Source organism: Legionella fallonii LLAP-10, assembly GCF_000953135.1.
In the GTDB taxonomy this organism is placed as follows: Bacteria; Pseudomonadota; Gammaproteobacteria; order Legionellales; family Legionellaceae; genus Legionella; species Legionella fallonii.
Map to the genome: position 1 here is coordinate 1899238 of NZ_LN614827.1, position 26439 is coordinate 1925676.

A 26439-nucleotide genomic window follows, 5' to 3' on the forward strand; every position below is an offset into this window, starting at 1 on the left:
TAGATTAAAACATCAAATGAACCGAATGTCAGGCTCATTTGCCAAGGAGATCCTATCGAAAAATATTTTAACCAGTGATTACTCTGTGCTGCATCAAGGCTACTTTGAGTTGAATGAGTGTATTTATTGTACGATAACAATAATTTATCGTTATAAAAAACTATTCAATAACGTGTTTTTTTGCTACAATGTAATCAATATTTGAACCAGGCTGGTGCTTATGAGTAATGGGACAGCTCCAAAATTAACAATGACCAGTGACATGGTGCACAATCATAATTGTCATGCCTATCTTCTTCAATTAAAACCATTTATTAATCAGCACATTCTCGATTTAAACCAATCTTTTTTAGATCAAATAACACAACTAGACGAAGAATATAATGAAGGTTTTCCCTATGGTAATTTATATTCAAATGCTATTAGTGCTTTAGAAGACCAACTGGATCTTCTGTACGCATGTGCCAACGCAGAGCAAACCGAAGCGCTAGACGACTTAGTTTTTATTATTTATCACAATAATAGTCGAATATTGGAACAGACTGAATGGATTAATCAAATTGGCTCACAAACTCGACCAATACAAGTGGATACCAGCAAACGAATTGAGCATGAATTAGAAGACAATGATCAACTAATTAATAAAATCTCTCCCAATACCACAAGTCAGGTATTTAACAGAATAGGTTCTGTATTTTCTGCCAATTTTAAACCCCAGCTAGCGACTAATCTCCCCTCTCTTAAAAACTACTCTTACAGAGAAAATGTAAATCCAACTGAATACCGGTTTGGAACACAAGCTCAACGACATGAAGGTGCCGTACGTATCAGTCCGTTATTCAAACGCTGGCTATTGATCAACGCTCGCCAATGCTCTCCTAGTCAATCTATAGCTTATATCTATTTTAATAACTTAGGTCTTGATAGAAGTCATTTTGATATTGCTGGCTCAAAGGAAAGAAATTTATCGTTAACCCTACATGAATTGGAGCATGATTCATCTCTAAAAATAGCAGTCATTACCCTTCCCGCCTATCAATCACTGATGGACGAATCTCATTATAATAAAACTGAAGATCATCTTTCTTATACTGCAGTATTCAAAGAGCTCATTGAGGTAGCGGAAGGCAAAGGACATGAAAGTGATATTGCTGACTTTTGGATAAGTAAAGAAATTAGAAAGCAACTATTTGGTAACGATAAAGAGCAATTTATAATATTTTCAAAATTACTAACTAATAGCTTTAAAGAATATGGAGTAAATCCATCTGATACTTTATCAACTGCACAAAAACAGGCTATTTGGCTACACTTTACTAAATTTGAATTAACTAATTACATAATAAATACCCTAAATCCTAGAGGTTACAATTTTTCTTGTAAGGATGCCATAGACCGAGGCGCGCTATCTTCCGCTTATTATAATTTAATGAATTCTTTTAAATTGCAGCAACCAATACAAAGAGAAGAATTTGAAAGAGCATTGGATGCGGCTGCTGCCCATGTCAAAGGGCGAGGGATGAATTTTCATCGAAATATTATTTGGAATGCTCTAGACAGCTATGTTAATGCGAATTATGAAACGTTAATCACTGATGATAAAAAATCATGGTTAATTTTTTGGCGAGATATGAATTGCCCTCACTCGCGTGTTCCCCAATTACTTGAAATTCGAATTAACCAACTGCAAATGCAGCTTGATTCATTGTCCCCACAAAACCTAGCGCTACAAAAAACAGGAAATAAACTCTTAAAAGCGATAAAAGAGCAACACGAAGCTCAAATCAATGGACAAAGGTTATTACTTGAGTTAGTCGCTCGTACCTCGCAATTGCTAACCATTCATTCCCCTTCTCAAGCAACAATTCAAGCCTATGAAAATCTGGCTGAAGAGCTACAACTCAATCATCCTATGTTACATATTATCGCTGGTATAGCGAAAGTTTTTTTAGGCATACTTTTATTTCTTCCTTCTTTTGGTTACTCAAAATCGCTCATTAACAGTGGTATTTCCACATATAAAACTGGATTTTTTGCCTCACAAAGAGCTCAATTAAATGAGGATATTATTGAGTTCTCTTCAACCTATATTTGTACCCCCGTTGCTTGACTCCTTAAATTACTCTACCATCATTAGAGTTCTTTTAAAGAAGTCAATCTAAAACAATAATCTGGAGTGATTATGCCTTTAGCCGACTACAACGTGCAGGAATTTGTAACAGAACAAGTCAATAGCTACATACAAAGCAATGAATTAACTTTTTCTGAATTAAAAACATTAATCCTTAGTAAGTCCCCTATTCCTAAACTTCATTCTCAAATAGTTAGCATTTTGACTCAGGCGAAAAGCTCAGAACAAATGAAGGTAAAAGAAAACCTGGAAAAGGAAGCGTATAAAAAACAACTTGATGAAGATAGAAAACAAATAAGACAAGATCAATCAGTCGCACTAAAGGATGAAGAATTAAAAGAAAATTTAAGCGCTAAATTGAAAGATAATACGACACAATTGAACACCTACGCAAACGAGTTATCTTTACTTAAAATTCAGCTAGCCAGGTTACTTGAAGTTGAATCTCGGCAAGATAAGACGCATCATCATGAACATGAAGTCAAACACGAACATCAACATGAGCATAGGCACAACATAAAATCTACTCTCGTCTCACGCGACGAGTCTAAAACATTAATTGAACAAGCCAACAAAGAGATAGAACAGCATCAGTTTAAAATCCAAGCCCTTGTAATCGAAAGAAATGATACTCACAAAATGATGAATGAAATAGAGATTCGAGCTAAAGAGCGATTAATAGCACAAGTCGAGAGAAATAACCGTGAACAAGCAAGAATTGGATATAACATTACAAAGCAAGGACTACGAGATACTTTATCACATGAACGTTGGGAACAATTATTAAACAATATTCAAAGACAACACAAAGCACTGGAAATAAAATGTGCAGAATTAATCAAAGAAACAGAAAAAATTAATTATCTCTCTTTTTTTGAGCGGTTAACTCATCATGTAGATCACCTTCTTCGTCCTCTTGCAGAGGTTGAAGCACTCAAAGGACTCTTAAAATTAATCAAGCAACATTTACAACAGGAACAAGAAGTAGCAAATATTAGAGGCAGTCTAAACAAGAAAAACAATATGATTGAGGACCAATGCAATACATTAGATAAACTCAAAGCGCGAATTACCTCTTTACGCCAAGATAATCCCAATTTAACATCTTTTAATCAACAACTGGCTAAACGTAATGAGGAGCTTACCCTATCCTTAGAGCAAAATACAAAAGAATACCAGCGCTTCTTAACACCTACTCTACCATTATTCGCAGTGACACTTCTATTAACCATTCCGCTTATTCTAGTTATCAATGGAGTTATTCCTGCGTTTACTACACCTATTTTATTATTTACCCTGTTTGCTAGTCCGCCAGCACTTTCACTTTTGACTACTCTTATAATTGGCATTTTAACTGCGGTCTATGCTTATAAGGCTCATTCAGATCAGGCAGAAATGGACAGCAATAACCTCTCTATAGAAAATAATAAGAACCAAATGAGCAAAAACACTCAGGATCTGCTTACATTACAAACCAGCACCATTCCGGATCTGGAGATACAAATCAAAAATGATGAGCTCATTAGGGGGCGTTTAAGTGAGGAATTACAAAAATCGGAGCTTCTTTTAAGACAAACCTTTGAGCAAGCCCAAGGAATTAAACCACGACAGTTAAGATCTTCATTTTTGGATAAAGATAACAAAACTCCTCTATCTGAAAAAACAAACTCACTCTCACTAGATGATGAAGACGTGCTTGAAGAAGTCTGCGCAGCAACCATCTTGAATTAAGCATTCAACACATTTGTTACATTACGATTATGGTCATCCAGAGTGCAGCGAAGGATCTCCAGCAAAACGCATTGTGATCCATTTAGGAGATCCTTCGTTGCAAGCGCCTCTGGATGACAGTATTGTAGGTCAAGCAACAGATTGCCCAGCCACTCCAAATTTGACGGCACTACCTCATTTAAGCTATTGTTAAAATTTAATTTTAAGGCTAAAAGTCATGATGAAGTCATATCAAGAACTAATCGCTGCAATAAAGATGAATCAAAGTGTTATGGTAGATCAACTCCATCAGTTTTGTAATATTAACTCAGGAACTACCAATTTAACTGGATTGGCTTTAATGGCTAAAACATTACATTCCGCCTACGAGCCAATAGCCGATACTATAGAAAATAAAAAATTAACACCGTTGTCCTTAATGAGTATCAGCGGTAATCCCGCTGTGCAAAACTTTGGTGACGCACTATTTATTAGAAAACGCCCTCATTTAAAACGAAGAATTTTATTAAGTGGTCATATGGATACCGTCTATGCTGCAAACAATCCATTCCAAAAGCTAACCTATATCAATGATAATCACATCAATGGACCTGGTGTCGCAGACATGAAAGGTGGATTAATTGTTATGCTACACGCACTGTCAGCTTTTGAGCAAAGCAATTATAGTGAGGAGCTAGGTTGGGATGTCTTAATTAATTCTGAAGAAGAAATTGGTTCACCAGCTTCTAGCGCACTATTCAACGAATTAGCCCCCAATTACCAGGTCGCGTTAGTTTATGAACCAGCCATGACTCCTGCAGGCACTTTAGCCAAAAATCGTCGAGGCAGCGGTAAATTAACGCTTATAGCAACCGGCAAGTCTGCACATGTAGGTAGAGCATTTGATGAGGGCCGAAATGCTATCTGCTATTTAGCAGAAGCAATCACAGAGATTCATGCTCTAAATGGACAATGTGAAGGCATCACCATCAATGTCGGAAAAATTTCTGGTGGCGAAGCGTTGAATGTTGTTCCTGATCGAGCAGTTGCCCAACTTGATGTAAGAATCGCTCTACCAGAACACGAATTTTGGGTTAGAGAGCAACTCGATAAAATTATCAATAAATTGAAGAGAGCAGATTATACTTTAAGTATACATGGCGGTTTTGGAAGGCCAGTGAAGCGCGTTTGCTCAGGAACCGAGCGTCTTTTCAACCGTATTCATCATTTAGGCAAAGAATTAGGTTTAAATATCGACTGGAAAGACAGTGGCGGCTGCTGTGATGGCAATAATCTGGCGCAACATGGTCTAGCGGTACTGGATACCCTGGGAGTTAGAGGAGGAAATATACATAGTCCCGAAGAGTATATATTGCTTGATAGTTTATCTGAACGCGCCGCTCTTAGTGCCTTATTGTTAGTCGACTTAGCCCAAGGTGGCCTGGAGGATCTCAAGAAATGATGCTTTTTCGCAGTGCCAGGGAATCTGATTTAGATGAGGTATACTACCTTGCTGAGAAAAGTGGGATTGGAATGACCACTCTTCCTAAAAATAAAGAACTACTCAAAAAACGTCTTCACTGGTCCTGCGATTCATATAACAAAACAGTAACTAAACCGATTAACGAATATTATCTTTTTGTTTTAGAAGATCAAAGCAACAAAAAAATAGTGGGCACTTCTGCCATAGAAGCTAAAACAGGTTATGAAGCCCCATTTTACTCTTATAAAGTTTCAAGACGTACTCGTATATGTCATTCCTTGAATATACGCAGCGAATACGAAGTATTAAGTCTGGTGAATGACAATCAAGGACGCTCTGAAATATGTACTCTTTTTCTTGAACCCAAATACAGAAAAAACAATAATGGTTTATTACTTTCAAAAGCACGTTTTCTATTCATGGCACAATATCCTGCGCGTTTTGCATCTACGATTATTGCTGAAATGCGTGGCATTTCCGATGAGTATGGGCAATCACCTTTCTGGGATAATGTTGGATTTCATTTTTTTCATATGCCATTTGCCGAGGCTGACCGACTTACCTTAGCAACTAATAAGCAATTTATCGCAGACTTAATGCCGCGAAATCCTATCTATGTCAAACTGCTCTCCCCTGAGGCTCAGGCAGTCATTGGCAAACCTCATCACTCAACGGTACCGGCGATGACTATTTTACTAAGAGAAGGATTTCGCTATAACAACTATATCGATATTTTTGATGCCGGCCCTACTATTGAAGCTCCTCTCTCAGAAATTAAAACACTTAATTTAAGCCGTCTTATGGTGGTAAAAAGTCTCAGCGATGAAGTAAGTAGTCATAAATATTTACTGGCTAATATTGAATTAGATTTTAGAGCAACTATTGATTACGCCTTATTTAGCCCTAAAGACAATAGCTGTATTATCAGTAAGTCAACGGCCGCACTTTTAAATGTAACAGTTGGCAACAGTATTCGTGTTGCACCAATACAAATAAGCGAAACACCTTCATTCCAATGAGGAAAAGAGATGTCTAAATTTCAAATCATGCACAGTAAAGGCCAATATATTAATGGCTTATGGATAAAGGGAACAGGAAATACCCTTGAATCCATTAATCCAGCCAATGGAACACTTCTTTGGCAAGGAAATATTGCTACTGATAATGAAGTTGCTATGGCTTGTATATCAGCACACCAAGCGCTAACAGTATGGTCAATATTAGATTTTGAGCAGAGAGCTCAATACACCAAGTCTTTTGCCCAACAAGTAGAAAAAAATCGTGATCAATTAGCTCGATTAATTTCTATGGAAACGGGAAAGCCTTTATGGGAATCGCAAACTGAAGTAACAGCTGTTATTGGGAAAATTGGTTTATCCATACAAGCTTATGCCGAAAGGACTTTGCCTAAAGAATCTACTACCCCAGAAGCAAATGCATGTCTTCGCTTTAAACCTCAAGGTGTTGTTGCAGTATTAGGTGCGTTTAATTTCCCAGCCCATTTAAGTAATGGACATATAGTCCCTGCACTGCTTGCTGGTAACACCATTTTATATAAACCTAGTGAACAAACCCCTGCTGTAGCTGAGTTTATTATGCAATGCTGGCATGATAGTGGTATCCCTGAGGGAGTTATCAACTGCATACAAGGCGATGCGTCCTGTGGAACTGCTCTATTATCTCAGGACATTCAAGGAGTTTATTTTACAGGAAGCTATCCAACGGGATTGCGAATCCATCAACAATTTAGTCAAAGACCAGAAGTCATTCTTGCGTTGGAAATGGGAGGAAATAATCCGCTAGTTATTGATGAGATAAGTGACATTAATGCGGCAGTATATCACACAATCCTTTCAACGCTTATCACATCGGGCCAACGTTGTACCTGTGCCCGACGAGTCATTATTCCTAATACGCATCTTGGTGATGAGTTTCTACAACGCTTTATAAAAGCATGTACTCAAATAAAAGTAAGTCCTTTTGATGTTGAGCCCCAGCCTTTTATGGGACCTGTAATCAGTCATGTGCAAGCATTAAGGCATTTGCATGCTCAAAAAAAACTAATTTCATTAGGTGGAGAGTCACTTCTTTCCATGAAACTGCTCACTGAATACACAGGGCTTTTATCTCCAGGAATTATTGATATGACTTCCGTTACAAATCCTCCTGATGAAGAAATTTTTGCGCCCTTTGTTCAGGTTTATCGCTACGATCATTTTGACGATGCCATTCGGCTGGCAAATCAAACACGCTACGGATTATCTGCTGGCTTATTAAGCGATAAAGAGCAACACTATCATCAATTTTATCGATCGATACGTGCAGGATTAATTAATTGGAATAGACCCACTACTGGCGCCGCAAGCAATCTTCCTTTCGGCGGAGTTGGTCTAAGTGGCAATCACAGGCCGAGTGCTTTTTTCGCAGCAGATTATTGTGCTTATCCTGTTGCAAGTATGGAGCAACCTCTTTTATCCACACCAGCACAACTGCTACCTGGCGTAACGTTAGAATAATTATAGAGAGTCTATTGTCTTTGAGGATAATATAATGAATGTTTTTGAACTAAATATGGATGGTTTAGTAGGCTCAACCCATCATTATGCCGGCCTTTCTTCTGGAAATGTTGCTTCCACAACTAATGCATTAAGTTTCTCAAATCCTCAAGCAGCAGCAAGACAAGGTGTAGAAAAGATGCGCCATTTGCATTCTATGGGGCTGAAGCAAGGCATATTACCTCCACACCAGCGACCTAATCTCCATTTACTCTACCAACTGGGTTTTAAAGGGACTCCAACAGAACAGATAAATAAAGCCTATAAAACTGCTCCAGAACTACTTAGCGCCTGCTATTCTGCTTCAAGCATGTGGACTGCGAATGCAGCAACCATCTCTGCCAGCGCAGATACTGTTGATAAGAAAGTCCATTTTACTGCAGCGAATTTGGTGAGTAATCTACATCGCTATCAAGAATCTGTTTTTTCTGAACAACTACTACGCTCTATTTTTTCTAATGAAGATTATTTTACGCACCACGCTGCTTTACCTAAATCAATGATCACTAGTGATGAAGGAGCCGCCAATCACAATCGTTTATGTCAAAGTCATGCTCATCAAGGAATCAATTTATTTGTTTATGGAAAAAAAGCATTAAGAACGGCTCATCCCTATCCCGAACCCCAAATATACCCAGCAAGACAAACTAAAGAGGCTTCTGAGGCAATAGCTCGAAATCATCGACTCAATCCAGAGCAAGTAATTTTTGCCTGTCAAAATCCTGATGCAATTGATCAAGGAGTGTTTCATAATGATGTTATTTCCGTCGCTAATGAATCAGTATTCCTCGTACATGCCGAAGCATTTCTTAATCAAAAAGAAATTCTAAATACCCTAAGAGAAAAAGCGCAATTTCCTTTAACTATAATCGAACTGTCTAAAGAGCACTTGACTATTAAAGATGCAGTTGATACTTACTTATTTAACTCTCAGCTCATTACTTTGCCCAATCACAAAGGCATGATTTTGATCGCTCCATCTGAATGTCAAAATAATCTTAAGGTAAAAACCTGTATAGAAATACTTGTAGCAGATCACAGTAATCCTATTAATGAAGTACATTACCTTGATTTAAAACAAAGCATGCGTAATGGCGGTGGTCCAGCATGTCTGAGATCGCGTGTTCCTTTAAATGAAAAAGAGCTGTCAGCCATGCATCAAGGTGTTTTAGTGGATGATCACCTTTTAGATCGCATAGACCAATGGATTTTAAAACACTACCGCAGCAAATTACATGTTAGTGATCTGGCTGATCCGTCGTTAATAAATGAAAGTTTACAAGCTCTTGACGAATTAACCCAGATACTTAAATTAGGTTCTATTTATCCATTTCAAAATGAGTTGACTCAATAGATGAGATGGAGAACTAAATTTGGTAGATGTATTTATGTCTCCCCATCAGGATACAAAGTCTACCAAAATTTTTTTTATCGATGGTTAACTTTAGGTAGTACCGCTCTACAAACGGTAATTTGGAGGCCTAATCCGAAAAAACCTGTTCTATACTATATCCCTGTTCTGACATTAATGGCACGTAAATTTCCTGGTACTGGTTGTTTACTAGGCTTAGGAGGCGCCAGTGTTCCCCGATTGCTTAACTCAGAAAATCCGGGGCACCACATTGTCGTGGTTGATAATAGTGAAGAGGTTATCGATATTGCCAAACAGTTTTTTATGCTAGATAGCATCCCTGACATTACTTTAGTTCAGCAAAATGCAAACGATTACGTACGGGAATGCACAGCCCAATATAAACATTTAATTATTGATTTGTATGACGCCAATAATTTTCCCGCTGAATGCAATCACGAAGAATTTTTTATTCATGCCCAAAATAGACTGACTCCTGATGGCTTTCTAGCGATTAATTTAGCAAACTATAAGGAGCAATGGCCTATTTATCAGCTCATTAAAAAGCATTTTAAAAATACTATTGTTATTCCCGTTAAAAAAAGTGCAAATGTAGTGATTATTGCTTCCACCCATGGAAGTCATGAGTTCTTTATGAATGAAATAAAGTCCTGTCATCGATTTAAAAAGATTGTCTGGATGGATTCCTGGGGGTTCGTTGGGAAATATTAAAAGATAGTAGGTTGGGCGCGTGACCCAACTTACAATTATTTATGGCAATAAGATCTACAGAAAAAAACTTATATTTCCATTAAATCTTTTTCTTTTTCTACAAGTATTGCATCTATTTCTGCAATGTACTTGTCTGTTAGTTTTTGAATAACTTCTACCGCACGGCGCTCATCATCTTCAGAAATTGCTTTTTCTTTAACAAGATCTTTTAGCTGACTATTTGCATCTCTTCGAATGTTACGAATGGATACACGTCCTTGCTCTCCTTCATTACGAACTACTTTGATTAGCTCCTTTCTTCGTTCTTCAGTTAAAGGAGGCATAGGTACTCTAATTGCACTACCTGCAGTTGCTGGATTTAGACCTAAACCAGAGTTCAAAATTGCTTTCTCTACTGCAGCCACCATTGCTTTTTCCCATGGAGTTACTAAAATAGTCCGTGAATCACTGGCAGTGATATTGGCAACTTGGTTCAATGGAGTTGAATTTCCATAATAATCAACCTGTACATGATCTAATAGACCAACATTGGCTCTACCGGTACGAATTTTAGTCATATCAGTATGCAATGCTTCAATGGTTTTTTTCATGCGCTTTTCAGAATCTTGCTTAATCTCATTGATCATGATTTGCTCCGACAATAGTTCCTACTCGTTCTCCAAGTACAATCCGTTTTAAAGCCTTGGGGGCAGCCATATCAAAAACTTGTAGTGGCATGCCTTGATCTTGGCACAAACAAATTGCAGTAGAGTCCATTACCTCTAATCCCTTGGTGAGCACTTCTTTATAAGTTAAATAATCATAACGAATTGCGTCAGGATTCTTCATGGGATCATCAGAATACACGCCATCAACTTTTGTTGCTTTTAAAACAACATCAGCGCCTATTTCTATAGCTCTCAGGCAAGCAGCAGTATCCGTAGTAAAAAAAGGATTGCCAGTCCCTGCAGCAAAAAGTACCACATGGCCAGTACGTAAATGAGTAATTGCTTTTCTTCTATGATAAGAATCAACAACCCCTAACATAGGAATAGCTGACATAATACGGGCTGGAAGATCAATACGCTCTAAAGCATCTCTCATCGCAAGAGCATTCATCACTGTTGCCAACATACCCATGTGATCACCTGTAACTCGGCCTAACCCAGCCTTTGACAAAGCCTTGCCACGAAATAAATTACCACCACCGAGAACTAGACCAACTTCCACTCCCATGCTAATTAATTCAGCAATCTCGCAGGCCAGAGTATCTAGCACTGCGGGATCAATACCAAATTGTGAATTACCCATTAGGGCTTCGCCACTAAATTTAAGAAGTATCCGTTTATATTTTAATTGGGGATGACTGTCATTCATCATTTACGAACCTGAGCCATCACTTCTTCAACAAAGTTGTCTTCTTTTTTCTCAATGCCTTCACCTACTTCATAACGAACAAATGAAGTAACTTCAGCATTTTTCTCTTTTAAAAGTTGACCAACTTTGATGTTAGGATCTTTAACATAAGGTTGTCCTAATAAGCTCACTTCATCAATAAATTTATTGATTCGGCCTTCAATCATCTTGTCGATAATTTCTTGTGGCTTGCCACTTTCTTTAGCTTGAGCAGTGAAAATATCACGCTCATTTTCAATTGCATCAGCCGGTACTTGATCACGACTAACAACCACTGGTTTGCTTGCAGCGATGTGCATTGCTATATCTTTAGCCAGATCTTCATCGCCATTTTTTAAGCCAACCATTACACCGATACGAGAACCATGTAAGTAATAACCTATTACTCCACCCTCAGTATGCATTCTCTCTATGCGGCGTAGTTTAATATTTTCACCAATCTTAGCAACTAGCTGTTGTCTTGCTTGCTCAACAGAAGTACCAGCAGACAATATTTGATTTGATAAAGCAGTAATGTCGGTTACAGAAGTATTCAATGCAACTTGAGCTACTTTATTAGCAAAATCAGTAAAGTTCTCATCACGAGCAACGAAATCAGTTTCACTGTTGATTTCAATCATAACAGCAGTATGTCCGTCGGTAGAACGAGCAATCACGATAATTCCTTCGGCAGCAACTCGATCGGCTTTTTTATCGGCTTTTGCCTGACCAGCCTTACGCATTTCAGTAATCGCTGCTTCGATGTCTCCGTCAGTTGCTATAAGAAATTTTTTACACTCCATCATGCCTGCGCCTGTGCGCTCACGAAGTTGCATTACTAATCCAGCACTAATTGTTGCCATTTTTCAGTTCTCCACATAGCAAAAAGGGGGCTAATTAAAATTAACGCCCCCTTAATTCAAATATCAATTATTCCCCAGTTTTTTCTGCATCTTTAACTTCTACGAATTCTGAAGCAGACGACATACCACCTACAGTATTACTGTTCTTGCCATCTAAAATTGCATCAGCGACACAGCGGACATAAATATCTACTGCTCTCATAGAGTCGTCGTTACCAGGAATAACATAATCAATGTTATCTGGGCTATTGTTTGTATCAACAACACCAATAACGGGGATTTTTAATCGACGAGCTTCTTCAACAGCAATATGTTCAAAGCCAACGTCAACAACAAATAAAGCATCAGGCAAACCACCCATGTGCTCAATCCCACCTAAGCCGCGCTCTAATTTTTCAAGTTCACGGGTCAGCATTAACGCTTCTTTTTTGATCATGTCGTTAAACAGCCCTTTTTCTTTCATTTCTTTTAATTCCTTTAAGCGGAATATAGATTGACGGACTGTTTTATAGTTGGTCAACATACCACCTAACCAACGATGATCAACATAAGGCATACCGCAACGTTTCGCATGTTCACGAATACTTTCTTGAGCTGCTCTTTTAGTACCAACAAATAATATTTTAGCTTTATTGGAAGCCAGTCTACCTACGTAGTTTACTACGTCATTCAACATAGGCATCGTTTTTTCAAGATTTATAATGTGGATTTTGTTTCTTGCACCGAATATATACTCACCCATCTTTGGGTTCCAGAATCGGGTTCTATGGCCAAAATGAGCACCTGCTTCAAGCAGTTCACGCATACTTACATTCATTTTTAATCTCCAGGGTTAAGCCTCCACATCCCCCATACGAAACCCCAAGGGACCCTATCGTATGTGACGGAACGTGTGTGTATTTTAAAAGCGCGATATTTATAACATATTAGAGGAAATACAGCAATCAAATTAAGCCAAAGAGAATAAGCAAAAGCCTCTACTTTTTTGTTGCCTATTGCAAAAGCCATTCCATACGTAGTCTAGATGATGGCGTAGGATTGCATACATAAAATGTACTATTAGCATTTAAGGTACACCGACGTACTGTAGAATAATCAGCAGCAATCCAAACTATTGACCTCTCAAATGCGTACCGCACATAATACCGCATTGGCATAAGCATCGCCTGTATGCAAGGTATCAATAAGTTGCTCCGTCTTTCTATCGAAACGCCCCTGACCTAAATAAAAAAAGCGATAACCACATTCTAAAGGCGCTTTACCAAAAACATTAGCTAATTGAATGCCGGCCCCCACAGTGACACTAAACGTTGTTGTAGTACGTCCTGCAAACGCATTGTCAGGAATAGTGATACCGCCATCTAAAGAACTTTCAGCAAATCCTTCAGTATGCATCCAATTAGGACCAATACCTACATCCACTGTTAGCGCAGACTGTTTTTCGGGTAAAGGAATGATAGATTTCGCAACGAGATAGACTGGATAATTTGTTGTATCATATCTATAAGACAAATTCGTAAATAAACTCTCTTGAACCACATCGCCTGCAACATAGGCCTTAGGAAGATAAAAACCATTGAGGCCATAACTTAAATGAAAACGCTCGAAACGTTGGCTGTCGATGTAATAGCCTAGACCCACAACACCATTAGAACCATTATGTTGCGTTACGGTAAAGTCATCTCCGATTAATCCTTCAATATTGATGTGCTGGGTCTTTCCTTGGTTGCTCCAATAACCACCTGCTTGAGCAAGTACATGCCCCTGTTTTAGCACAGAGAAAATTGAGGTTAAATGCGCGCTTTGAGAACTAGTAGTGATTAGCTGGTTAGAATAAGCAAGACCCGTAGTCAAGGCCAATGCACCACATAATAGATTTTTTTTCATCAACTATCCTTGTTAAACAATAATTAATTTTTATTTTGCTCATTATTAGCAAATAAATCAGAAGCATACAAGAATTGAGAGCATTATCATTAAACGTTTTCCCACACCCCATGAACCAGCCGCGGGACGAAGAAATAAAGCGAAATAGTCTTAACCTAGAAACTATTGGTTCAAATTGTAGTGCTGGAGTTATTGGCAGGGAAATAATCCCCTTCTAGAATCGCAACACATTCGACTTCGTTGCTAACTTGCAGTTTATAACGAGTCGGGGAAAATGCACCTACATCAGCTTCATTTGCACACAAATCTCTACCAAAAATGGATAAAAACCTACTCCAGCACCGATTTTATTAGGGTAACGCAACACTTATCCAATACAATAAACACACTTGGAAATAAATCAACGCCAGTAATACAGGTAAAAATGAGGCAAATTTTTACCTCTGCGGTGCAGCACAAATTAGATTTTTTTGACGAAGTATATAGTTTAGATAACAAGCAACAGTTAATAGCCTAAGAATTAAAATTAATACTGCTTTTTGGGATTATTAATTGTAAAGTGATATCCGCCGCATAATGGTTTTTAATTTGAGTTTTAATTTAGAATAAGGAAATAAATCATGGCATTATCAATGTACCAAGCTACTATTCCTGCGTTTATCCGTATGTTAAATAACTTGTCTGCTATTCTCATTAAAGCATCACATCATGCTGAAGCAAAAAAAATTGATCCGGCTGTATTTATTAATGCACGTCTAGCTCCTGATATGTTTGCACTTGCTCGTCAAGTACAAATTGCTACAGATACTGCTAAAGGATGTGGCGCACGTTTGGCTGATGTGGAGATACCCTCTTACGCAGATACAGAAACCTCTTTCGCTGAATTGCATGAACGAATTGCTAAAACAGTGCAATTCTTAAAAAGTATTCCAGAGGAAAAACTTAATGGTAGTGAGGAACGAGAGATTACACTAAAAATGCGCGGTAGTGAGATTCGTTTGAGCGGTCAGCAATATGTTATTAATTTTGCTCTACCCAATTTTTATTTTCATGTGACTACGGCCTATGATATTTTGCGTCACAATGGTTTAGAGATAGGTAAAATGGATTTTTTAGGAGCGGTATAGTTACACTTGAAATGCAGTAAAATAAATCCGACAGATATTCTTGTTTTGTACATCATCTAAGCCCAGTGATAGGTTGGGCTACGACTCAACCTACATCATTGGGGTACTAACTTTAATGTCCGTTTCGGATAAGAATGTCACCTACATCGAAACCGCTCGGACTGAGGAAGTGTTTTAGCACTGTCTCGAAATCTGTCCGAAGTCTCGAAAAACCTTGCTAATTTTGATGCGAGGCTTCGAGACGGAGTTACGCTCTGGATGATGAAACAGTCACAGCATAAATCAAGTATGATATTTAAACCAAACGGGCATTATTTTGTTCAAGTAAACCATGAACTTCCATAAGCCAACTTGCATTTCAACACTCCCCAAGGGATCAGCTTTCTCTTCTGGATAGGCAATACCAAGCCCAAAAAGACCCGGCCCTATGATCCCAACATGGGGATTATATTTTGCAGTTTCATAATCGCCAATTACCATATTTTGCCGTTTCTCAAACCCTACTGCGTAAATAACCTTATCGCATTCGGGCAAATAACGTGAAATATTAGGCTGACTTGTATTGTAGCGCACTAGATTGGCAGGCAAAACACCGTCTATATTTTCTCTCGCCCATTCGGCAGTTTGCCCTTTAAGACCTGTGTTATCAAAAAGTATCCAATCCCCCATATCTATAGCATAACGGCAGGGAGAACGATAAAAATTAATTACTTTTTTCACGCCTAGTTCCACGAGATAACGCACAATGATAATCGCAGAATGAGAGGAACCAAACACAGCATAAGTCTCGTTTTTATTAGCCAAGTGAGTTAACTTTTCTTTATCTATAGCTATATCAAAAGGAATAACATCAACCCCCGGGTAATTAAGGCTTGAAGGCGATGCGCCCGTTGCTAGGACTACATTTTGTGCTTCAAACGATTGAGAGTCAGAGTGTAAAGACCATACCCTATTAGATAAACTCATTGTATTAATGGTTGTTTTTTGTATTTCAACTTTTTGGGACAAGTGATCAGAAATCCACTGCAATGGCTCAACAATATATTTTAAAGTACAGGTCTTATCTACAGATAAAGTATTTAAGGTAAATTGCGCCGCAACCTCTTTATAAGAGAAGGAAGATACCGTATTTAAAAAATCATTAAAGTATTTTACACTGGTATTACTAGATACATTACGCCAATATAAGCCTAAATCGCCTACCTTAAAATGAGGATCTATCCATAAAATATCTTTAGGAGAGATACCATAATCTAATAACTTCCCGACAACAGCAATTCCCGCGGGCCCAGCGCCAATAATTGCCCATTGAAAAGGCTTTGTATTCTTTTGACTCAAATTACCCTCCCTAAGTTATGAAAACTCAATAAAGAATTGCTACAAAAAACACCAACATAGCATTAATATTATCTTAGAGGAATTGAAACAGATTTTAAATTAAATAAAAGAAACACTACCTCATCAACTCTTTGTAAGATACAAAGAGTTGATTTTAGCTTACAACTAATTACCTCAATGGATGCTCGTAATTAGTAACAACTTTGTTGCAACCAGCAGTTTCCGTATGCATTACATACTCTTATTGTTTGGCAACCGTATCCACCATAATATCCGTAATACAATGGAGCTCCTACAATGACTGCGCCACCATACCAGCCGCCACCATGCCAACCACCGCCGTGCCAACCACCGCCATGCCAGCCACCGCCATGCCAGCCACCGCCGCCACCATGCCAACCGCCGCCACCACCATGCCAACCGCCATGAGCTGCAGCTACTGCGCTGAACATGATACATAAAGCAAATACGAGAGTCCGTATTATACTTTTTTTCCCTGTAGTATTCATAACGTCCTCACTATTAATTTTCTCTTTGACATAATATAAGTATAGTTCATTTATTAACCATTGAGTGACGTAAGAACCTGGCAGCTAACGGATTTCCCCTCTTATTTTAACGTCAGTTTCGGATGAAGAACTCAGCTTTACCTTGCCCCGTTCGGCATGAGGAAGGCTTTAGGCTAGGTACTGTACCAAAACCCTTCGAGAGGTCGCTAAGCGAACGAAGTGCCGAGGGCTCTCCAAATCGCTGTGACGTGGGAAGTGCGAGGAACCGGAGTGTTCTCGCGATTAGAACACTGTATTGACGAAGCAATTTCCCGCAACAGCAAGTTTGGAAAGAGGTCTAATGATGTTGGTGATAAACTTACTTTTATCACCAGTTAGATGAGTTATCGACAAGGAGAAATCGGAGCACCCAATGGTACGTTGGGCAGTACTTCCTCTTCTGGTTCAGGTTCAACTTCTTCTTGAATAATTGGTAAGATCGGCTCAAATTTTTTTCCTTTTGGATTAAAAAATGGACCAGGAAAATATTTTTCTTTTTTAGTTTGCATGTGTCTTTCCAGTGGTTAATGTATCAATGATTATACCTAAATTTATTACATTTAAGCACACATAAAAGCAGATTGTTTACATTCTGCTTTTCTTTCTGGATGAATAAGATTTGTTAAAACGACCGACGCCATTGGATCAATCCTATACTCACCGGTATCTATATCTGAAGGAGTCATTGTGATGATACTTTCACCGGTACTCAAATTAATATTTACTGATAAAGTTTCATTTTCTTCAGCAACAACAGGTGCCATCAAACGTAATTTTATAGAGGTTTGCTGACTTAACTCATGGGAGTACTTCACTAAAAAATCACACATATCAACAGATTCTTGAAAAAATTCACGTCCGCCGGCGATCACCATAATCAGTCCATTGTCACACAATGATGTATTCTCCATAAATCCGCTCACTAATGACTTAACATTTTTCACTTGTTTAAGAGTAATAAAATGAACCAGTAAAGCAGTAGAGTCCTGTGGATTAATTAAAGCAAAAGCAACACAAGTTCTGAGTCCATCCGTACGTGCATAATGATAAGAATCAGACGCTTTAATTAGTACGCCGTGACTGGTTAATACTTGATAAGTTTTTGATTTATCGTTAGAAGATGGCGAAGGTAAATCGCTAGCAAGGAAGAATTGGTGCATAAATAACCTCTAATAAAAAATAAACAACTCCTTTTGAACTGTTAATACGGAACACGCAAACCATAAGTTAGTTTGGTGCCTTCTTCATTTAAAAGAAAACTCTTATCAATCATTGTCTGCAATAAGGCATCAGGATTCTTAGTTAATTTTTCAGGCCAATTAAAAAGCATAATAGTCAAAATATTGCGATGCTCCCCTTTATCCAAATCAAATGAATTTTTCTTATCAGGAATCATACGATATGTTCTGCTGTAGACAGTATTTAGGTAAGCTTTAATTGTATTAATAGTCGCTGGATCACTATCTTTAACTAAAAGAAGGCTCACACCAACTTCTGCAATCACATCATTCTCAGTACGCGCAATTATCTCGCTGATATGATTTTTCAAATAGGTAGTAATCCACTCAAAAGTATCAGAACGCAGTCTGCCTTGATAAAAACGACTGGCACTGATAATAAAATGAGTCATCCCATAAATTTTTGCGGAGTATTCTAAGTCAGTTAACCGTTCATCTTCTGAGTCTGGGAAAACATTTTTAAATTGATTGGTATAAGGCTCTCTTAAATCAACTATCCCCAAATTGTAGAGATAATAAACATAATTGATGAGTTGTGCGCCGTAAATCTTTATATTTTCCTCGTCAAGAATATAGTTTTTAAAATCATTCTCTTTAGTTTTCAAGAAATTAATAACTCTAGAAGTATTAGGAAATAAAGGACTATCTTCTAAATGATATGAATGTATTTTATTAATTAAAATCAGTAAATTCAGATAATAAGCAATTCTTGGATATTTTAAGCTCTTTCTTATTCTTTCTTTTGTTTTATCTGTATCAAGCTCATTAACTGTTAGTAATCGTTTATTTTCATTCTCTATAACTGCATTGTTTTTTAGATTCTCATTCAGGTATTTATAGCGTTCACTCATTAAATACAAATAATTAATAATAGGATTAAGGTATTCTGCATTACCTGTAATGGCATACATTCTTATAGCAAAATGCTCTTGTTTCACAACGGGTAAAGTGAAAAACTTGGATTGATAATTTTTTAAGATCCTATCCCCGATGGTTGCATAACATACAGAATGAAATAGACATAAACTAATTATTAAGTAACGCATAAAATCTTTAATTGTATCCTATTCAAAATCCAAAGCAGCCAATACTTTATCAAATAATCATTAACAAAATATTAAGAGGCCTAGCCTAAAATTGATACTTTTTCGCACAGAAAAAAATTTTTCCACCTTAATTATGAGCAAAATAAATAAATTTGATTAAAACCTTTGCATCAGGTTAGATTGCTTCGTAGGGCTCGCGATGATGGCACTTTCAGCAGACTTCTTTCGAAACGCTTCTGTGCTCCGTTTCGCATCACACTTTACTCGATACAGTAGTGTTTCGAAAGAGGTCTAGTTTTTGCTCTGAGCAGAATTGATGCACTACCCTCAGTAAAATCAAGATTATTGGCTCACAATCAACTGATAGATTGTGAGCGAAAAAGTAACTAATCAAGATTTGATAATTTATTTAAAAGCTGATTACCCACTTTTGCTGCTTTGCCTTTTGCTTTATTAGTTAAAACAACTACGCCAAGCTGTTTCGATGGGGAAAAACCAATAAAAGTACTAAATCCAATATTTGCCCCATTCTTAGTGATCAATAATTGTTGACCACGTTTAATACGTTGCCACCCTAATCCCAAAACAAATTGAGGCTTCACAATAAAATGGGGTTGCTGAGCAAATTGCATTGCTGATAATAATTGTGTTGATGAATTCTCTACTTTAATGCCTAAGTTGGCTTTCATAAATTTCAACAAATCTGCTGCAGAGGAACGTAAAGCCCCTCCTCCTAAAAAATTAGCAGGCACATAATGTGGAGCAGGATTATTGTTCGGACGATAGCCTTGGGCCTGAAGTGACAGTTTATCCGGAGATAAAGTAAAATAAGTGTTATTCATTGCCAAAGGCTGGGTGATATTTTCTCTAAGGAGATTAGCTAACGGTTCGCTGGTTGCATTTACTAAAACATATCCTAACAACCCAAAGCTAACATTAGAGTATAAATAATGGCTACCTATCGGTGTTTTCGGCTGCCAAGTTTTCAATTTATTAAAAAATCCTTTAACATTTCCTGCTTTTATCCCAAACTGTTCCAATTGTCTGTAAAAACTTGCTGTGTGAGTTGCCAAATGCACCACCTGGACTTGGTCAATAGGTAATCCTCTAGTATTTGACAGTTGCGGGATATATTTCACAACGGGATCGGTTAAACTCAATTTTCCAGCTTGAACCTCAACTCCTAATAAAGTAGTAACAAAAATTTTAGTGATGGAAGCTAATTCGAAAATAGTGTCTTTGGTAACTGGAGTATTTTTACTTTTGTCAGCAATTCCATAATTAAAATAATAGTCCTGGCCATTATAATAAATAGCTATAGCTGCCCCAGGAATCTGATTATTGGCGAGAAAAGGTTTAACTGTTTTATTAACCAATTGATTGACCGTGGTATTGTTATCGGATGCCTGAGCAGAAGTAGTCAATAACGATAAGACTGAAAACATGGATAGGAAGGTTTTAAAAAAATGGTACCATCTCATAATAAGTTTCGTCCTTAATACTTAAATAATATAAATTACCCCCAATTTGTATCTCACCACACTAAAAATATCAAATAAATTTACATTTATCTTTATTCATCATTCTCCTTCATTTTCCCGCTCTTTTAGTACACATTAGTTGGGCTAAACACGCAAAGTGCAGCCCAACAGAATTGGCTAAATATCCATACCTTGCATTGTCGTATTAGTAGAAACCAACTCTTCTAAAAGTTTTTTCGGTGCCTTGTATTCTTTACAGCTAAGCACCTCAATAAGGCTTTCGTTAACGTCATCCTGCAACTCACTAATTGCCAATTTAAACTCATTGAATGCAGTCTCTTTGGCCTGTCGATTTACTTTATTAAAATTAGTCTGGAAATAATTAGGATAAAGATCTAGTAAAATTCGAACTTTAGCTATCTCTTCGTTTTTTATACACCGCAAAATAACATCAAAATTATCTTGATCAAGATAACTAAATAAATCAGCTAAAATATTAGGCTCTCCTTTAATGATCACCATCATAATAACTTTGAAATCTTTATCCGAAAGAACTGAAATCGCTTTATGCACAAAAGTCATGTCTGCTCTATCATGCGTCAATATATTTGCCCCACTTCGTATTAAGAACTGCAATATTCTTAGGTAGGTGGTTTTTTCGTTTGTTTTAGCTTGGGCATATCCCTCCAGGGCTAAAAATAAAGGGCAATTACCCGAATGATTTTGCTGTCTATTGACGTTAACATTGTGGTTCACCAACCATTGTACGTTATCAAATTGCCCATTGTAACAGGCGTACATTAATGGAGTAAAAGCATCGGCCTTATCATCATCAAAGTCTAAAATTTCCTCAAGCGCACCTCTTTTAAGATAAGGAAGATCAAACGTAGAAATATCAAGCCTCTCTTCATCTAATTGTGATAAAGATTCATTTTCAAGGACAATCCGCCCAACTTCAGTAGCATATAATTTATCTTTTTCACTAAGATTGAACACATTTATGTCTATAAGTATGGTCATTAACGTGTAATGGTCGGAGTAGTTTTGGTGTAATTCACCAGCTGAAATATCACTATCTTCAGGATTCAAAAAGAAATACTTTTGCGAAATTTCCTCACGATATTCTCGATAATTAATTAGAATGGCACTACCTGCTTGTATGTCCTTGGTTGTAACCACTTTTGTAACTACACTACCGTGAAGAGTCCCCCGCTTAAATTCAGCATTATCTTGAGTATCAGAAAAATTAGCATAGCGGGTAAAATTACCTTGTGTTACCGCATCAACAAATTTACTACCAACTTTCATTGTATAACTATCGTCAGCTAGCGGATTACTTTCAAAATATTCATCAAATTCTTTTTGATTAGCAAAGACAGTTCCGGTATAAAGCCCTAGACAAGTTCCGGCAGGAATAAAGGTTTTTGCAAATAATCCCCTGCCATTATGTTTTTTCAGTAAATTAACACGCTTCACAGCAACCAGTTGAGGTTGATCTAATAAACTAGGGATGTATTCTTCCGGCTTCATATTATCAATACCAAGATCCGCTAAAAGTTGCTTTTCAATGTTAGGAGATTCAATATCCTCCCCATTTTTTTCCTTTCTAGGTGTCGAAAAAAATACGAGTCCCCCTTTATTTACTCCATGCTTACTCAATCTTTCCTCCCTCATTATTTTCCTTTTTTCTTTAAGAGACTCTGTTACATAATCATCATATTTGGATGGTATTTTAATAGTTCGTTTTGTTTGCTTCGGCATGTTACTTATTCCAAGGTAAAAGTGCTTATTATAAGGCATTGATCATAATAAATACAGTAAGCTCTTTTTTAATATCGTCTTGCCTATTATGATTACTCATTAAAACAAAATATATTGATTAACAAAAAGTTGATATTGAGAGCACTGTTGCTCTACTATTGCATGTGCTAACATTAATAGAATTAATGAAAAAATTAAAAGCTGTTCTAAAAGCATATTTTATCAATGAATTAGATCAACTAATTGTGGCATCTCACTAAGCAATAGTAAAAATGTTGCCTATTTTCTGCGATTTGCTCTCAGGATGTAGGTTCAACTTAATATCAGCTAAGCTTATTGAAAAGTTACAATTAAGCCTCATTTTTTAGCTAGAGTCTTGAGGATTTTCATAAATTTTAATTATATTTGGGATACCCTATGGCTGTTACAATTAAAACACCCGATGAAATTGAAAAAATGCGTATAGCTGGCCGGTTGGCCGCCGAAGTCCTTGAAATGATAGGACCACATGTACAAGAAGGGATTAGTACCGAAGAACTAAATACCCTTTGCCATGATTATATTGTCAATGATCAAAATGCGATTCCTGCCCCATTGAATTACAACGGTTTCCCCAAATCCATTTGTACCTCAATAAATCATGTAGTATGTCATGGAATTCCTGGAAAAAAGATCTTAAAAAAAGGCGATATCATTAATATTGACATTACGGTCATTAAAGATGGATATCATGGAGACACTAGTAAAATGTTTTTTATTGGTGCTCCTTCTATCAAAGCAAAACATGTAGTCCAAGTTGCCCATGAATGCTTATTCATTGGTATTGATATGGTCAAACCTGGTGCTTTATTAGGTGATATTGGCCATGCCATTCAACAACATGCAGAAAAAAATCGCTGCTCCGTAGTGCGAGATTATTGTGGTCATGGTATTGGTCGAGTTTTCCACGAAGATCCACAAGTGCTGCATTATGGTATACCAGGCACAGGAATGAAACTGGAACCAGGAATGACCTTTACCATAGAGCCGATGGTGAATATTGGTAAGCACCATACCCGGCTACTACCTGATAATTGGACCGTGGTCACTAAAGACCATAGCCTTTCGGCCCAATGGGAACACACCCTTTTGGTTACTGATGATGGTGTAGAAATTTTAACTCTGCGCAATGAAGAACGATAACCATATTCTTAAAAGCACCATCAAACAATTTAAAGAAACCTTATGCGCTGAATTTAGCCAAAAAGGAAATATTAGCGCTGTTACCCGTAAATTAGCAGTTTTTATTGATAACGTTTTAATTACTTTATTTGAAAAAAATAGGCTCGGCCAGGGCGAACATTTCTGTCTTCTTGCCCTGGGGAGTTACGGGCGTAGAGAATTACAACTCCATTCGGACATCGATTTATTATTGCTCTATACAGGTAAAACATCCAAAACACTCCTCAATCGAGCGCAAAACTTTATTCAGGATTGTTGGGATATAGGTTTGGAAGTAAGCCACCAAATAACAACCGTTCACTCCTGTGCCTCACTAGCCTCTCAAGATCTAAGCGTTATATCCAGTATCATGGATATGTTTTTATTATGTGGCCGGGGCGCGCTAATGGAAGAGTTAATCTACCAAACTCATCCGTTACATATGTGGCCCAGTCATGAATATTTTTTTGCCAAGCAACAAGAGCAAAAAAATCGTTATGCAAAATATGGAGAAACCGCTTATAACCTAGAGCCCAATGTAAAATATGGGCCTGGGGGACTACGCGATTTACATATATTGCTCAGTATTAGCAAGCGTCATTTTAACGTAAAAAAGTTAGCGGATGGGATTAATTATGGATTTATCACCGATAAAGAATATGAGGAGTTAATTTACTGCCAACATTTTTTATGGAAGGTGCGCTTTGCCTTGCATATGCTCGCTGAAAAACCAGAAGAGCGCTTATCTTTTGATTATCAAGTCAAACTAGCACAAGTTTTTGGTTATCAAGATGAGTCACACTCTCTGGCCATTGAACAATTTATGAAAGACTATTTTAAAGTCATCAAACGCAATAGAGAGCTTAATGAAATGCTCTTACAATGGTTTGATGAAACTATTGTCCATCATCAAAAACAAAAATTAACTCCCTTGGATAACGAATTTCAGCTATCCAACAACTATATCGAAATTCGTAATGCACGGATATTTAATCACAATCCTCAAGCATTACTTAAATTGTTTCTATGGATAGCACAAAGACCCGATATTGATGGAGTTAGAGCGAGTACCATTCGTTTAATTAGAGAATCACTCTATTTAATGAATAGACGGTTTAGAGCGTCTCCAGAGGCAACAGAAACGTTTCTGAATATTCTAAAAACTGGTTATGACCCTTATGAAGCGCTACAAAGAATGAATCGCTATGGAGTTTTAGCGCATTATCTTGATTGTTTTGCTGCAGTTACAGGACAAATGCAATATGATTTATTTCATGTCTATACCGTAGATCAGCATACTCTTTTTGTTATTCGCAACATCGCTCGTTTCAAACAAAAACACTATGAGAAACAATTTCCCTTATGCGCCAAAGTAATAAATTCACTGGATAAACCAGAAATTTTATATTTAAGCGCCCTATTTCATGATATTGCTAAAGGTCGCGGAGGTGACCATTCTGAACTTGGTGCTGTTGAGGCTCAGCAATTCGCCCAACGCCATCATATAGAACAAGCAGATACCGAGTTATTAGTATGGCTTGTCCGCTATCACCTATTAATGTCTCAAACAGCTCAGCGACAAGACATCTATGATCCCAAGACCATAGAGCGCTTTTGCCAATTATTACCACAATCTCGATATTTGGATTATCTTTATTTGCTCACTGTGGCAGACATCTGTGGTACTAATCCTTCTTTATGGAATGCATGGAAAGACTCCCTACTGAAGGAATTATACAATGCAGCAAAACACGTGCTCCAAAAAGAGCAAAAATTAATGGATGAAACAGCCCTTATTTCTTCTCGCAAACAGCATGCTTTAAATATTTTAGTTTCAGAAGGTACATCACCCGATGCCATTAATACACTATGGGATCAATTCAAAGGGAAATATTTTCTTCATGAGTCCCCTGAGGTGATAGCAAGACACACTAAAGCGATCTTAACAACCAAGCAATTTCCTTTAGTTATGATCATGCCTCATCATAGTCAAGGTGGAACAGAAGTCTTTATTTATATGCCTCACAGAGATGAGCGTTTTACTATTACTACCTCTGTATTAAGCAATCATCATGTTACCATTCAAGAAGCAGCAATTATTACCTGTGATAATCAATTTGACTTGGATGCCTATGTTATTTTAGATGAACAAAATCAGGCTTTTTTTGACGAACATCGCACAGCCGAAATTCAAAAAGACTTATGCTTTCATTTGGGTAACCACAACAATCTACCCCCTGTATCACGTAAAAGACTATCTAGAGCCCTTGCTCATTTTAATGTTAAAACACTGATTACTTATAATGAGGACGAACTCCACCAACATACCCGTATGTTTTTAATCGCTAGTGACAGGCCTGGCCTTTTAGCAACAGTAAGTCGAGTATTTCTCGACCTAAGTATCCATTTGCATAATGCCAAAATTGCAACTGCAGGAGAACGTGCTGAGGATACATTCTATGTAACCAACCATGAAAACAAACCGCTAGATTCAACGGAAAAAGAGATTTTACGTCAAAAACTAAGCGAAGCACTGTCGAACTCTACGGTTTAATACTGATAGAGCATCCAGGGCTGCAACATCTTGGCAAACACGTCTCATGACATTTTTAAT

The 26439-nt window shown here is 37.4% G+C and carries 22 protein-coding genes and 1 pseudogene; 11 read left to right on the plus strand and 12 right to left on the minus strand.

Translation table 11 applies throughout. From position 1 onward, the window contains the following. The first annotated feature begins 220 nt into the window (after nucleotides 1-220). The 7 genes from LFA_RS07715 to LFA_RS07750 all read left to right on the plus strand — a co-directional run bounded on the left by LFA_RS07715 (nucleotide 221) and on the right by LFA_RS07750 (nucleotide 9962). On the plus strand, nucleotides 221-2110 hold the full coding sequence (locus tag LFA_RS07715; protein WP_084602138.1) for a hypothetical protein: 1890 nt from the start codon (nucleotides 221-223) through the stop codon (nucleotides 2108-2110). Between the two features lie 72 nt (nucleotides 2111-2182). Then, nucleotides 2183-3862, plus strand: a complete 1680-nt coding sequence (legC3, locus tag LFA_RS07720; RefSeq protein WP_052673892.1) for a Dot/Icm T4SS effector LegC3/PpeA — start codon at nucleotides 2183-2185, stop codon at nucleotides 3860-3862. Between the two features lie 217 nt (nucleotides 3863-4079). Continuing rightward, a complete protein-coding gene (locus tag LFA_RS07730) occupies nucleotides 4080-5303 on the plus strand; it encodes a hydrolase (RefSeq protein WP_084602139.1) in 1224 nt (407 codons plus the stop codon). Continuing rightward, a complete protein-coding gene (gene astA / locus LFA_RS07735) occupies nucleotides 5300-6343 on the plus strand; it encodes an arginine N-succinyltransferase (protein ID WP_045095682.1) in 1044 nt (347 codons plus the stop codon). Before LFA_RS07730 ends, astA begins: the two co-directional genes overlap by 4 nt. A gap of 9 nt (nucleotides 6344-6352) precedes the next feature. Continuing rightward, nucleotides 6353-7840, plus strand: coding sequence for a succinylglutamate-semialdehyde dehydrogenase (gene astD, locus LFA_RS07740; protein ID WP_045095683.1), 1488 nt, complete (start codon nucleotides 6353-6355; stop codon nucleotides 7838-7840). Nucleotides 7841-7874: 34 nt separating this feature from the next. Then, the gene (gene astB / locus LFA_RS07745; protein WP_045095684.1) at nucleotides 7875-9233 is read left to right on the plus strand and encodes an N-succinylarginine dihydrolase; all 1359 of its coding nucleotides are present in this window, start codon (nucleotides 7875-7877) and stop codon (nucleotides 9231-9233) included. Next, complete coding sequence (locus LFA_RS07750; RefSeq protein WP_045095685.1) at nucleotides 9234-9962, plus strand: spermidine synthase; 729 nt, start codon at nucleotides 9234-9236, stop codon at nucleotides 9960-9962. A 68-nt stretch (nucleotides 9963-10030) separates the two neighbouring features. Here LFA_RS07750 and frr read toward each other — a convergent pair whose 3' ends face one another. The 5 genes from frr to LFA_RS07780 form a co-directional block, all read right to left on the minus strand. Then, complete coding sequence (gene frr / locus LFA_RS07755; protein WP_045095686.1) at nucleotides 10031-10588, minus strand: ribosome recycling factor; 558 nt, start codon at nucleotides 10586-10588, stop codon at nucleotides 10031-10033. Further along, nucleotides 10578-11321, minus strand: a complete 744-nt coding sequence (gene pyrH / locus LFA_RS07760) for a UMP kinase (protein WP_045095687.1) — start codon at nucleotides 11319-11321, stop codon at nucleotides 10578-10580. The genes frr and pyrH overlap by 11 nt, the downstream gene beginning before the upstream one ends. Then, on the minus strand, nucleotides 11318-12199 hold the full coding sequence (gene tsf, locus LFA_RS07765) for a translation elongation factor Ts (RefSeq protein ID WP_045095688.1): 882 nt from the start codon (nucleotides 12197-12199) through the stop codon (nucleotides 11318-11320). Before tsf ends, pyrH begins: the two co-directional genes overlap by 4 nt. 67 nt (nucleotides 12200-12266) lie before the next feature. Beyond that, nucleotides 12267-13016: a 30S ribosomal protein S2 gene (gene rpsB, locus LFA_RS07770; RefSeq protein WP_045095689.1), complete on the minus strand. Its 750-nt coding sequence runs from the start codon at nucleotides 13014-13016 to the stop codon at nucleotides 12267-12269. Nucleotides 13017-13321: 305 nt separating this feature from the next. After that, nucleotides 13322-14086 carry a hypothetical protein gene (locus tag LFA_RS07780; protein ID WP_052673893.1) on the minus strand — a complete coding sequence of 255 codons (765 nt, stop codon included), beginning with the start codon at nucleotides 14084-14086 and terminating at the stop codon, nucleotides 13322-13324. A 265-nt stretch (nucleotides 14087-14351) separates the two neighbouring features. Between LFA_RS07780 and LFA_RS19435 the strand changes: the two are divergent. Both LFA_RS19435 and LFA_RS07785 read left to right on the plus strand, forming a co-directional pair. Beyond that, nucleotides 14352-14603 (plus strand): annotated as a pseudogene (locus tag LFA_RS19435) (thiaminase II/PqqC family protein); the annotation flags it as partial. Nucleotides 14604-14706: 103 nt separating this feature from the next. Further along, the gene (locus LFA_RS07785; protein WP_045095691.1) at nucleotides 14707-15213 is read left to right on the plus strand and encodes a DUF1993 domain-containing protein; all 507 of its coding nucleotides are present in this window, start codon (nucleotides 14707-14709) and stop codon (nucleotides 15211-15213) included. Between the two features lie 282 nt (nucleotides 15214-15495). On the opposite strand, the gene LFA_RS07790 is transcribed toward LFA_RS07785, so the two are convergent. From LFA_RS07790 to ankI, 7 genes are all read right to left on the minus strand, one after another. Further along, nucleotides 15496-16551 carry an FAD-dependent oxidoreductase gene (locus tag LFA_RS07790; protein WP_045095692.1) on the minus strand — a complete coding sequence of 352 codons (1056 nt, stop codon included), beginning with the start codon at nucleotides 16549-16551 and terminating at the stop codon, nucleotides 15496-15498. Between the two features lie 191 nt (nucleotides 16552-16742). Continuing rightward, nucleotides 16743-17060: a hypothetical protein gene (locus LFA_RS07795; protein ID WP_045095693.1), complete on the minus strand. Its 318-nt coding sequence runs from the start codon at nucleotides 17058-17060 to the stop codon at nucleotides 16743-16745. 383 nt (nucleotides 17061-17443) lie between these two features. Then, entirely contained in the window at nucleotides 17444-17608 is a 165-nt protein-coding gene (locus LFA_RS19815) for a hypothetical protein (protein ID WP_157010316.1), read from the minus strand. Nucleotides 17609-17659: 51 nt separating this feature from the next. Then, complete coding sequence (locus LFA_RS07800) at nucleotides 17660-18259, minus strand: hypothetical protein (RefSeq protein ID WP_045095694.1); 600 nt, start codon at nucleotides 18257-18259, stop codon at nucleotides 17660-17662. Nucleotides 18260-18300: 41 nt separating this feature from the next. Next, nucleotides 18301-19383: a DUF3541 domain-containing protein gene (locus LFA_RS07805; protein ID WP_045095695.1), complete on the minus strand. Its 1083-nt coding sequence runs from the start codon at nucleotides 19381-19383 to the stop codon at nucleotides 18301-18303. 386 nt (nucleotides 19384-19769) lie between these two features. Further along, nucleotides 19770-20864 carry a serine hydrolase gene (locus LFA_RS07810; protein WP_052673894.1) on the minus strand — a complete coding sequence of 365 codons (1095 nt, stop codon included), beginning with the start codon at nucleotides 20862-20864 and terminating at the stop codon, nucleotides 19770-19772. A gap of 177 nt (nucleotides 20865-21041) precedes the next feature. Continuing rightward, nucleotides 21042-22523: a Dot/Icm T4SS effector AnkI/LegAS4 gene (gene ankI / locus LFA_RS07815; protein WP_172653468.1), complete on the minus strand. Its 1482-nt coding sequence runs from the start codon at nucleotides 22521-22523 to the stop codon at nucleotides 21042-21044. 519 nt (nucleotides 22524-23042) lie between these two features. Here ankI and map point away from each other — a divergent pair. Next, entirely contained in the window at nucleotides 23043-23807 is a 765-nt protein-coding gene (gene map / locus LFA_RS07820) for a type I methionyl aminopeptidase (protein WP_045095697.1), read from the plus strand. Beyond that, a complete protein-coding gene (gene glnD / locus LFA_RS07825) occupies nucleotides 23794-26379 on the plus strand; it encodes a [protein-PII] uridylyltransferase (protein WP_045095698.1) in 2586 nt (861 codons plus the stop codon). Before map ends, glnD begins: the two co-directional genes overlap by 14 nt. Nucleotides 26380-26439 lie beyond the last annotated feature (60 nt).